Source organism: Chitinophaga fulva, assembly GCF_012927205.1.
Taxonomy (GTDB): domain Bacteria; phylum Bacteroidota; class Bacteroidia; order Chitinophagales; family Chitinophagaceae; genus Chitinophaga; species Chitinophaga fulva.
Window position 1 is genome coordinate 897,037 of sequence record NZ_JABBGC010000001.1, and the last position, 12,064, is coordinate 909,100.

General features: G+C 49.7%; 9 protein-coding genes. 8 read left to right on the forward strand and 1 reads right to left on the reverse strand.

Going from position 1 to position 12,064, the window contains the following annotated elements:
• Window positions 1-29: 29 nt before the first annotated feature.
• From HHL17_RS03870 to HHL17_RS03905, 8 genes are all read left to right on the forward strand, one after another.
• On the forward strand, window positions 30-371 hold the full coding sequence (locus HHL17_RS03870) for a DUF7674 family protein (protein ID WP_169223467.1): 342 nt from the start codon (window positions 30-32) through the stop codon (window positions 369-371).
• Window positions 372-479: 108 nt separating this feature from the next.
• The gene (kdpF, locus tag HHL17_RS33920; RefSeq protein WP_169225900.1) at window positions 480-557 is read left to right on the forward strand and encodes a K(+)-transporting ATPase subunit F; all 78 of its coding nucleotides are present in this window, start codon (window positions 480-482) and stop codon (window positions 555-557) included.
• A gap of 52 nt (window positions 558-609) precedes the next feature.
• The gene (gene kdpA / locus HHL17_RS03880; protein ID WP_169223468.1) at window positions 610-2,328 is read left to right on the forward strand and encodes a potassium-transporting ATPase subunit KdpA; all 1,719 of its coding nucleotides are present in this window, start codon (window positions 610-612) and stop codon (window positions 2,326-2,328) included.
• A gap of 22 nt (window positions 2,329-2,350) precedes the next feature.
• Complete coding sequence (kdpB, locus tag HHL17_RS03885; protein ID WP_169223469.1) at window positions 2,351-4,399, forward strand: potassium-transporting ATPase subunit KdpB; 2,049 nt, start codon at window positions 2,351-2,353, stop codon at window positions 4,397-4,399.
• A gap of 21 nt (window positions 4,400-4,420) precedes the next feature.
• Window positions 4,421-4,984: a K(+)-transporting ATPase subunit C gene (locus HHL17_RS03890; protein ID WP_169223470.1), complete on the forward strand. Its 564-nt coding sequence runs from the start codon at window positions 4,421-4,423 to the stop codon at window positions 4,982-4,984.
• A gap of 66 nt (window positions 4,985-5,050) precedes the next feature.
• A complete protein-coding gene (locus HHL17_RS03895) occupies window positions 5,051-6,139 on the forward strand; it encodes a porin (protein ID WP_169223471.1) in 1,089 nt (362 codons plus the stop codon).
• Window positions 6,140-6,145: 6 nt separating this feature from the next.
• Window positions 6,146-7,270 (forward strand): sensor protein KdpD, encoded by a 1,125-nt coding sequence (locus HHL17_RS03900; protein WP_169223472.1) that lies wholly within the window; start codon window positions 6,146-6,148, stop codon window positions 7,268-7,270.
• Window positions 7,267-8,976, forward strand: a complete 1,710-nt coding sequence (locus tag HHL17_RS03905; protein WP_169223473.1) for a sensor histidine kinase — start codon at window positions 7,267-7,269, stop codon at window positions 8,974-8,976. The genes HHL17_RS03900 and HHL17_RS03905 overlap by 4 nt, the downstream gene beginning before the upstream one ends.
• Here HHL17_RS03905 and HHL17_RS03910 read toward each other — a convergent pair whose 3' ends face one another.
• Window positions 8,977-11,985: a PAS domain S-box protein gene (locus tag HHL17_RS03910; protein ID WP_169223474.1), complete on the reverse strand. Its 3,009-nt coding sequence runs from the start codon at window positions 11,983-11,985 to the stop codon at window positions 8,977-8,979. It lies immediately after the preceding gene.
• Between the last annotated feature and the right edge of the window lie 79 nt (window positions 11,986-12,064).

Below are 12,064 nucleotides of genomic sequence, written 5' to 3' on the forward strand. Positions count from 1 at the left end.
CAGTCATTGTATCAAAACATTTGATTCACATGTTACCAGACTCGAAAATCTCACAATTGATCGGTTTACAGATCCCTGGCTTGTCCTTTCCTATGCAACAATTGACAGCCAAAGAAAAAGTGAGCAAAGTGATCCACACATTTGCCGATTATACCGGCAACATGATCCGTCATGAACAATTACAGGAAGTGAAACGTTGTTTTACCATTGCTGGGGTACTGTACCGCAACGGCAGCAGCGCAGTACGGAATGCTATTGAAAGTGTGTTTATATATGCGTTGTCGCCCATATTGTGTACGCAGCACCGGGACATGTTACCTTCTTCCCTCCGAACTGTCAGGATTCAACATTTACAAACAATAGCGCTTTAAAACATTTTTTATGATGACTGTATTACTGGTACTCGCGGGCCTGGCCTGCTTTGCCCTCTTCTTTGCCTGCGTAGACTATTTCGAAAAAATCTGATAAACAAATCTGTTATGACCGCCTTATTCGTGCTATCAATACTGGTGTTCGGGTACATGGTATATGTACTGCTGAAACCGGAGAAATTCTGAGACGGCCTTTTCACCTGTGGCCGCATGCAACATGCTTTTTAACTAATTAGAAATGACAACAGAAATTTTAGGCGTTATTGCCACCTATGGACTAACATTACTACTGGCCTGGCCACTAGCGAGGTATATCGTAAAGGTATTCAAAGGAGAAAAAACCTGGTCCGACTTTATGGCTCCGATGGAGCGGCTGTTCTTTAAGATCTCCGGCATCGATCCCAAAGAAGAAATGACCTGGAAAGAACATTTAAAAGCATTGCTGACCATCAACCTGGTGTGGTTTGTATATGCCTTTTTTATGTTGATGTTCCAGGATAAGCTGCCACTGAACCCAGATGGTAATCCGGGACAGTCCGCAGACCTGGCGTTCAACACAGCGATCAGCTTCCTGGTGAACTGTAACCTGCAACACTATTCCGGTGAAACCGGTGTTACCTATCTCACCCAGTTATTTGTACTGGCTTTCCTGCAATTCGTCACAGCAGCCACTGGTATTGCCGCACTCATCGTCGTATTCAAAGCATTTAAAGAAAAGAGCACTACCAAACTGGGCAACTTCTGGGATATTTTCCTGAAAACCAACACCCGTATTCTTTTGCCGCTGTGTATCGTGATTGCACTGATACTGGCGTTTAACGGCGCTCCTGCCAGCTTCGAGGGTAAAGATACCGTAGTGACCATGCAGGGCGACACCGTAAATGTATCCCGTGGCCCTGCTGCCGGTTTTATCGCTATCAAACATCTGGGTACCAATGGTGGCGGATGGTTTGGTGCTAACTCCTGCCACCCGCTGGAGAACCCGAACTACATCACCTGGATGACTGAAATGGTGGCACAGGTAGTGATCCCGATCGCCATGGTATTTGCACTGGGCATGTTCATCAACCGCCGCAAATTTGCCTATGTCATTTTCGGGGTGATGACCATCGGGATGATCATCCTGCTGATACCCACCATGATGGCGGAAATAAACGGTAATCCGGCCATTGCGCACATGGGCATACAACAGCTCACCGGTGCCATGGAGGGCAAGGAGGTCCGCTTCGGTCCTGCCGCAACCGGTTACTGGAGCACTGTTACCACCATTATCTCCACCGGTTCCATCTGCGGATTCCATGACAGCACCATGCCGATGACCGGCCTGATGGAGCTGCTGGGCATGATGCTGAACTGCTTCTATGGCGGTTGCGGTGTAGGTATTCTTAACTATTACATTTTTATCATCATCGCGGTGTTTATTTCCGGTCTTATGGTAGGCCGCACGCCTGAACTGATGGGACATAAACTGGAAGCCAGAGAGGTGAAGATCGCAGCGATCATCACACTGCTGTCACCCTTCCTGATATTGGCGGGCACGGCCCTCTCTTCCTGGATACTGGCTCATCATCCGGATGCCAATTGGGCCGTGAAGCCGTCAGCCTGGCTGAACAACCCCGGCTACCATGGATTCTCCGAGATGCTGTATGAGTATACTTCCTCCAACGCCAACAACGGCTCCGGTTTTGAAGGCCTTGGCGATGGCAACGTATTCTGGAACGTATCCACCGGTTTTGTGCTGATACTGGGCAGGTTCCTGCCGATCATCGGCCCTGTGGCGATCGCAGGTATCATGGCATCTAAAAAATACATTCCGGAATCCGCCGGTACCCTGCGTACAGATTCGATCACTTTCGGCGCCATGACATTCGCTGTGATCATTGTCCTCACTGCCTTGTCCTATTTCCCTGCGCTGGCACTGGGCCCGATTGCAGAGTATTTCTCCCTGTACAGATGATAAACCATAATGAACAATTACCATGAAGAAAAGAGATAATACATTGTTTCCGAAGGAGCAGGTGCTGCAAAGCCTGAAACAGTCCTTCGTGAAACTGAATCCGAGACTGATGATCAAAAACCCGGTAATGTTTACCGTGGAGATAGGTACCGTGGTGATGCTGGTCGTTGCCCTGTACGCTGCCTTTACCAAAAACACGGACCAGGGTAGTGCAGCTTATAACTTCACCGTTTTTATCATACTCTTCCTCACCGTGCTGTTTGCCAACTTCGCGGAAGCCATTGCAGAAGCACGCGGTAAAGCACAGGCAGAGAGCCTGCGCCGTACCAGGGAGGAAACACCCGCCAAAAAAATAGAGCTGATAGGAGAAATTTTTACCAACGAAATCAAAGTGATTTCCTCCTCCGCGCTGCGCAAAGGCGATATCTTCGTTTGTGATCCGGGTGATATCATCCCGGCCGACGGAGAGATTGTTCAGGGCCTCGCCAGCATCGACGAATCAGCTATCACCGGTGAATCTGCACCGGTGATCCGCGAAGCCGGCGGTGACAAATCCAGTGTAGTAGGCGGTACCAAAGTACTGTCAGACCATATCAAAGTACGGGTGACCACCGAACCGGGCGAATCATTCCTCGACAAAATGATTGCCCTGGTAGAAGGCGCCAGCCGTCAGAAAACACCGAACGAAATAGCGCTGACGATCCTGTTGGCCAGCTTCACACTCGTGTTCATCATTGTATGTGTGACCCTGAAACCATTCGCGGACTATGCACAAACACCGATCACCATTGCCGCTTTTATCTCCCTGTTTGTCTGTCTGATCCCCACTACCATCGGTGGCCTGCTTTCCGCTATCGGTATTGCCGGTATGGACCGTGCACTGCGTGCCAACGTGATCACCAAATCCGGTAAAGCCGTAGAAACAGCCGGCGACATCGACGTGCTGCTGCTGGACAAAACCGGTACTATCACCATCGGTAACCGTAAAGCCACCAACTTCTATCCTTCCAATGGCCATGCACCGGAAGAATTTATCAGACTGTGTGCCCTCAGCTCCCTGTCTGATGAAACGCCTGAAGGTAAGTCCATCGTGGAACTGGCAGGTAAAGACATCGTCAGTAAGCTGACCGTGAACGGCGCCAGCCTCGTGAAATTCACCGCCGAAACCCGCAGCAGCGGTATCGATCTGGCTGATGGCAACCGTATCCGCAAAGGCGCTTATGATGCCATCAGAAAACTCACCGAAAGAGAAGGCTTCCATTTCCCGGAAGATACACAAGCCCGTGTGGAATCTATCTCCCGTGATGGCGGTACCCCGCTGGTAGTGGCCCTCAACAGCAAAGTACAAGGCGTCATAGAACTGCAGGATATCATCAAACCCGGTATCAGCGAACGTTTTGAACGTCTGCGTAAAATGGGGGTGAAAACCGTGATGGTAACCGGTGACAACCCGCTCACCGCTAAATACATCGCTACCAAAGCCGGTGTGGACGACTTCATCGCAGAAGCCAAACCGGAAGACAAGATGACGTACATCCGCAAAGAGCAACAGGAAGGCCGCCTCGTAGCCATGATGGGCGATGGCACCAACGACGCTCCGGCACTGGCACAGGCAGATGTGGGCGTAGCCATGAACAGCGGTACCCAGGCGGCCAAAGAAGCCGGTAACATGGTGGACCTGGACAACGACCCTACCAAGCTGATCGAGATCGTGGAAATCGGTAAACAGCTGTTGATGACACGCGGTACCCTCACCACCTTCTCTATCGCCAACGACGTAGCGAAATACTTCGCCATCGTACCGGCACTCTTCGTAGCCTCTATCCCTGCTTTACAGGGTATTAATATCATGAAGCTGCACAGCCCTGAAACAGCTATTCTCAGTGCCGTGATCTTCAACGCGATCATTATCCCTATGCTTATTCCGCTGGCATTGCGCGGTGTGGCTTACAAGCCTATCGGCGCCAGCGCACTGCTTCGCCGGAATCTGCTGATATATGGTGTGGGTGGCGTTATCGCTCCTTTCATCGGTATCAAACTGATTGATATGCTGATTGCTCTCTTTATGTAGTCAAAAGAAAAAATTAAGAAGATGAAAAAGTATCTCCTGCCCTCTATTAAACTGACCGTTCTCCTGCTGGTGCTGCTGGCCGGTATCTACCCGCTCATTATTGCCGGTATCGCCAAAATGGCGCCCGGTAAAGGCGGCGGTGTAACGGTAACGCATAATGGAAAAGTAGTAGGGTATGAAAATATAGGACAGAAATTCACAGACGATAAGTACTTCTGGTCCCGCCCCAGCACGGTAGATTACAATGCTGCCGGCTCCGGTGGCTCCAACAAAGCACCTGGCAACCCGGATTACCTGAAAACTGTTGCGGAAAGAATTGATACTTTCCTCGCGCACAATCCGGACGTGAAAAAAGCCGATATCCCGGCGGAACTGGTGACAGCTTCTGCCAGCGGCCTGGACCCGCACCTCTCTCCTGCTGCGGCTTATATACAGATCGCACGTGTGGCTAAAGCCAGAAATATCGCTCCTGAAAAACTGAAACAGTTGGTAGATGCCAATACCCAGGCACCTGTGCTGGGTATGCTGGGCCCTTCCACTGTAAATGTCCTCAAACTCAACGTCGCCTTGGACGAGTTAAAATAAACCAATGGTTTCCGGTGAACAGGAAACAATCCCTCACCGGAAATCTATTTAACCTATATAAATTTTATGAAGAAGATTTTATTGCTGGTCGCCATCCTGGCTGCCGCTATCACCCTTTTTGCCCAAACCGAACCAACTACCGAGAAAGAAAAAGAAAAAGGTAAACTGACATTTTCCGGTTATGCTGAAGCCTATTACAGTTATGACTTCAATCAACCGGCAAATCATACCAAGCCCGGGTACCTGTACAATTTTAACAGGCACAATGAGCTGAACCTTAACTTAGCTATGTTGAAAGCCAATTATAATTCAGACAGGGTGCGGGGTAACATTGCCCTGATGACAGGTACCTACGCCCAATACAATATGGCTGCGGAACCTACTATCCTGCAGTATGTTTATGAAGCCAACGTGGGCGTGAGAGTGGGTAAAAACGTATGGATCGATGCCGGTATTATGCCTGCCCACATTGGTTTTGAAAGTGCCATCGGGAAGGACTGTTACACACTGACCCGCAGTATGCTGGCAGAGAACTCCCCTTACTTTGAAACCGGCGCCAAAGTAACCTGGACACCGAATGAAAAATGGTCATTTGCCGCCATGTACCTTAACGGATGGCAACGTATCAAACGGGTAGACGGTAACCAGACACCTAATTTCGGTACGCAGATCACCTTCAAACCATCCGATAAGGTGCTGCTTAACTGGAGCACATATGTAGGAAATGATTTCGCTGACAGCGCCCGCCGGATGCGTTATTTTAACAACCTTTATGGTACCTTTGGAATAACAGACAAATTCAGCCTGATAGCGGGAATAGACTATGGTCTGCAACAGAAAGCAAAAGGCAGCAGCGACCTGTCTAACTGGTATACACCCATCGTGATTGCCCGTTATGCTTTCACGGATAAACTGGCCGCAGCGGGAAGAGTGGAATACTTTAACGATGCAGACGGCGTGGTGATCGCCACAGAGACGCCGCACGGATTCCAGACAACCGGTTACTCCCTCAACCTCGACTTTACTCCCGTCAGCAATGTGATGTTTCGTATAGAAGGAAGGATGTTTAACGGACGAGACAAAACATTCATCAAAGGAACAGAACTCAAAAACAATAATGCTGCCCTGACGGCATCGCTGGCAGTGTGGTTTTAATATACCATGACAGAAAAAGAAAACACCGTACAACATTACCTTAACCTGGCCAACCGCGCCGGCCGGGGCAAGTTCAAGATCTACATCGGCATGAGTGCTGGTGTAGGCAAGACCTACCGCATGCTCCAGGAAGCGCATGCCATGTTAAGGAACGGCATCAATATCCAGATTGGATATATAGAAACGCACGGGCGTACTGAAACACACGCCCTGCTGGAAGGCCTGCCTGCGATCCCCCGCAGGCAGGTTTTCTATAAAGGCAAGATGCTGGATGAGATGGACCTCAATACCATCCTGCTGCTGGCGCCGGAATGGGTGGTGGTGGACGAACTGGCACACACCAATATCCCCGGTTCCAAAAACGAAAAACGCTGGCAGGACGTGATAGACCTGCTCAATGCAGGCATCAACGTTATTTCGGCCGTCAACATCCAGCATATAGAGAGCATCAACCTGGAGGTGAAAGCCATTACGGGCGTGGAAGTGAAGGAACGGGTGCCCGACAGTATGCTGCAAATGGCTGATGAAGTGGTGAACATCGACCTCACGGCTGATGAGCTGATCACCCGGTTGAAAGAAGGTAAGATCTATGATCAGTCTAAAGTAGAAACTGCCTTGCGCAATTTCTTTCAGGCCGATAAAATCCTCCAGTTGCGGGAACTGGCGCTGAAAGAAGTGGCCACACAGGTGGAAAGAAAAGTGGAAACGGAAGTGCCGCGCAGCCAGCAGATGCGTCATGAATCTTTCCTGGCTTGTATTTCCACCAATGACGAAGTAGCCCGGAAGGTTATCCGGAAAACATCCCGCCTCGCGGCCTATTATCATGCAGACTGGTATGTGCTCTATGTGCAGACACCGCGGGAAAGCGTTGAAAAAATACCATTGGCCGCACAGCGCCATTTGATCAACAATCTGAAACTGGCGACAGAATTAGGCGCGGAAGTTGTGCAGGAACATGATGCGCGTATTTCCGATGCGATCATACGTGTAGCGGTGGATAAGCAGATCACCACTGTTTGTATCGGCAAACCGCATATCAGTTTGTTCCGGATCATTTTGCGGACCAACCTGTTTAACCAGCTGCTGAAAACACTTTCTTCCAACGATATAGATTTGATTATCCTGTCATGAGTACACTGAGGCTAAAAACGAAGATTACTTTAGGGGTGTTGTTCCTCTACATTATGCTGCTGATAGTAAGTGTACTGGGATATTATTACCTGAACCGGCTTACCGACAAAGCCAAGATCATCCTGAAAGACAACTATGAATCGTTGGAGTACGCCAAAAATATGCTGGTGGCGTTGGAAGACCTGCCTGTGCACAGAGCACAGGCCTTGCAGCAGTTTGCCACTAACCTGAAACAGCAGCAGGCTAATGTGACCGAGCGCGGAGAGTACCTTGCCACAGCCAAAGTAGCTGCTTTATTTCAAACATTGCAGAAAGACAGCGTTGCCAACCCGGCAGATGTGGCGGCTATTAAGAATGGCATCTATACCATCATGGACCTCAACATGAATGCGATCGTCGGGAAAAACGAGCTGGTAAAGCGCACCGCCGATAATGCCCTGTTGTACATCGCGATTATCAGTGGCGTGTGTTTTCTGTTAGGGTTCACCTTTGTCTATAATTTTCCTGGTTATATTGCCGACCCCATCAATGCGCTGACCGAAGCCATCAAAGGCATTTCCGATAAGCAATACAGCAAAAGATTGCATTTTAAGTCCAACGATGAGCTGGGTGAATTGGCCACCGCCTTCAATACCATGGCCCAGCGGCTGGATGAATATGAACACAGCAACCTTGCCCGTATAACCTTTGAAAAACAACGCGCCGAAGCGGTGATCAGCAGCCTGAAAGATGCCACCATTGGCTTTGATACCCAGAATACCGTGCTTTTTGCCAATGCACAGGCGCTGCAATTGCTGAGTATTCCGGAAAAGGAACTGATAGGCCATTCGGCAGATGGGCTTGCGAAGCAGAATGACCTGCTGCGTTTCCTGATCAATCCACGTGAGAATGTGCCCCTGAAGATCGTAGTGGACGGCAAAGAATGTTTCTTTACGCAGGAAGTAGCTGATATCCGGCATGAAGATAATCGTATAGGTTATGTCGTTATCCTTAAAAATATCACTGCCTTTAAGGAGCAGGACCTCGCCAAAACCCATTTTATCGCAACTATCTCCCATGAATTAAAAACCCCGCTGGCATCTTCCGATTTCAGCCTCAAACTGCTGGAAGATGAACGTATCGGTCCTTTGAAGCCGGAACAGCGCGAGCTGCTGGAAAGCATGAAGCAGGACAATCAGCGGATGATCAAAATTGTGAGCGAGCTGTTGGACCTTTCACAGGTGGAGAGTGGTAACATCCAGTTGCAACCGCAGCCGGTCACGGCTTTAAATATTGTGCAGTATGCACTGGACACGGTGCAAAAACAGGCGGCGCAGCGGGAGATCACCATCCGGCAGGACGTACCGGAAGTGCTGCCACGGGTGATGGCCGATGTGGAAAAAACCGCATGGGTACTGGTAAATCTTTTGACCAATGCTATTCGTTATTCTACGCTGAAATCGGCCATAGACCTGAAGGTGGAGAATACAGGCACCAATATGTTGTCTTTTTCCGTGCAGGATTATGGGAAAGGGATACCGTTGGCTTTCCGTGACCGGATATTTGAACGTTTCTTTCAGGTGCCGGGAGTAAAGGGGCATAAAGGAAATGGCCTGGGACTGGCCATTTCCAAAGAGTTTATCGAAGCGCAGGGTGGTGTTATCGGTGTTTCCAGTGAAGAAGGCAAAGGCAGCCTGTTCTACTTCACGTTGCCGGTGGCACAGTAATCACGGGCAGGTGGCGATATGTGCCTCAATATCGGGTTTGTAACGGTTAAATAATTCTTCTATCCTGGCGGCTTTGCGGGAGATCTCCTCGTAGTTGTTATCGAGCACCACTCCCCTGTTGATTTCATGCGCTAGTTGTACCGCTTCATGCATGGAAACGAATCCCAGGTTGCCTTTCAGTTGATGGGCGAGATTGCCGACTTCCGCCCAGTTTTTCTCCTCGATATATTGCCGCATTTGCGAGATGTAGGCGGGCATGGACAGTACCAGCTCTTCCAGCACAATTTTCACTTCATCCTCAGCCACCGCCGAGTGGATAAACTCGAAGCTGATAGCCGGTTTATCTTTCGGTCCCGGATTGGACGGCGGTGGGGTGCTTCCGCTCGAGCCGGCTGGTGTAGACAGTTGTTGAGCAGGATCGGGTCGGTTTTCCGGTTGTGGTCCCTGGTCGTTGCCGTTGTTGGTGGAAGCCTGAATTTTCCGGAACAGGTCATCTTTCTCAAAAGGCTTGGACACATAGTCATTCATTCCGGCCTGCAGGCAACGTTCCCTTTCGCCGTCCAGTGCTGACGCGGTAAGGGCAATAATGCTGGTATTGATACCATTGTTACGGATAGCACGGGTGGTTTCATAACCATCCATGCCCGGCATTTGTAGGTCCATAATGATACAATTATAGGATTTGGTACTTAATATTTCGAGAGCAGCCATGCCGCTGTCAGCAACGTCGATGCGTGAACATCCGCCTTTCTTCAGCGTGTAATAGGCAACCTGCTGATTGATACGGTTATCTTCCACGATGAGGACAGACAGTCCCTTGAGCGGTTGCGCCGGTGGCTGTGTCAATGGCTGACCAGGCAGCTGTGGCCGTGGAAAAGGATTTTTAGTGAAAGGTAATTCAAAGTAAAATATGGAGCCTGTGTCGGGGCTACTCTCCACTTTGAGGGTACCGTTTTGCAGGTCTATCAGGTGTTTGCAGATGGTGAGCCCCAGCCCGGTACCGCCAAAATCGCGACTGTTGCCCTTATGGCTCTGCGAGAAGCTTTCAAAGATCACGTCCAGCTTGTCAGCAGGGATACCAATGCCGGTATCTTTTACTTCAAAGCCTATCCGGACGCCGGAATTGTTTTTATCGGCCAATACCAGTGTAACCGTTACCGTTACATAACCTTTGGGCGTGAATTTGATCGCATTTTCGATCAGGTTGGTAAGGATCTGGCGGAGCCTTACTGCGTCGCCCAATAGTTCCACCGGCATATTTTCCGCGGTACGGATATTGAAGACCAGTCCTTTTTCCCGGGCTTGCAGCTGTAGCGGGAAAAAGGTGCTGTTGATAACTTCCCGAAGGTTGAACGGTTCGCTGACCACTTCCAGTTTACCTGCTTTTATTTTAGAGAAATCGAGTATTTCATTGATGATGACCAGCAGGTTTTCGGCGGAGCGCCGGATGGCTGTTACATATTCCTGTTGAATGGGAGAAAGGCCTTTTTCCTGTAGCAGGAGTTGTGTCATGCCAACGATACCGTTCATGGGCGTACGTATTTCATGGCTCATATTGGCGAGGAAGGTTTCCTGGCTTTTCTGGGCCTCTACCGCTTTTTCGCGGGCTTCTTTTTCCTGTTCGAGGTAAAGCGTTTTCTCCGTCAGGTCGGTACCGATGCAGCAGATGCCGATCATTTCGTGGCTGGCATTGCGGAGAGGGAACATCGTCAGGAGGAAATGGTATGTTTTACCATCTATGGTAAGTGTTTCTTCTGTTTTTTCCCTGGCACCGGTTTCCATCACTTTGCGGCCCATACCGGCATACCGTTCTACCCAGGGGTAGTGGAGGTCCGCATCTGTTTTCCCGACAATGTCTTCTTTGGTGACACCCATCACTTCCATGAAGCGGTTATTGACCAGCAGATAGTTGCCGGGCATATCCTTTACGAACATCATGGAAGGCATATTGTCCAGAATGGCCTCCAGTCTTTTCTGGAGATACTGAAGATGTTGTTCTTTACGGTATTCGTGGTCAATGTTCCGGACGATGCATTCAAATTCTTTTCGGCCGTTTTCACCGGTGATGAGATAAGCCAGTTGTTCCACCCATTTTTTCTCGCCGGTGCGGGTAGTGATTTCAAAGCGGAGCGACGAGTAGTCGTCACCGTTTTCCAGTTGCTGCAGGTAAAAAGTCTTCAGCCGTTCAAATTCTTTGTCATCCAGCAACAGGGAGTAATGTTTGCCAATAAGGGCGGTATTGGGATAGCCGGTCAGTTCTTCTGCCCGTGGGCTGACGTAGGTGAAGAAACCGTGTTTCGTGGATTGGTAGATGATAGGTTCCGCTTCTTCCACGAGACGTTTGAAAGTCTGTTCGCTTTTGAGCAGCTGGTTGCCCCAGTCTTTTATTTTTACCGACAGTCTGAATATAAAGCGGACCTCTCCGATCAGGAGGATGATCATGAAGACACTAAGGCCCAGTGTCACCCATAATGACCAGGAGGTATAAGAAGAATCTTTACGGATGCGTTGAAGCAGTTCCTGTTGTTCCGTATCAATATAGGTGTTGATCAGGTTCCGGAGACTGGCGGTCTGGGCGGAGAAGATGGGGCCAAGGATTATTTCCCCGGCTTTACCCGGATCGGTGTCGGCGGTGGAGATGATCTGTTGTTTGGTATGGCGGCGTTGAAGCAGTAATTGTTGTATGGCCTGGAGGTGATCTTGTTGGGTGGTGGTGTTGTGGGTACTACCGGACAGGCGTTGGAGTGCTTGCTGGAGGCTGTCCTGCAGCCGTGCTTCCGGAGGGATAAGGCGACGGTTGCTAAGCAGAAAGTCTTTGATGCCGGCGGTACTTCTTTGGTCTAATATGGAGATGGCCTTGGCTTGGTTAGTGGTTATCTGGCTCGTCCTGATCCAGTCGGCGGCAGCGTTGGTCCTTTTTCGTACCATCACGGCATAAAATATGAAGCCGCTAAGTACCATGAGTACGGCTATCACGAGGGTTATGACGGTGAGGGTTATATTTCTCATCAGGCTTTTGGTTTCACAGACTAGTTAGCTGTTTTGGCCGGGGTAGTTTCCCCGTTGGAGGATTCATTCCTGAAATTTA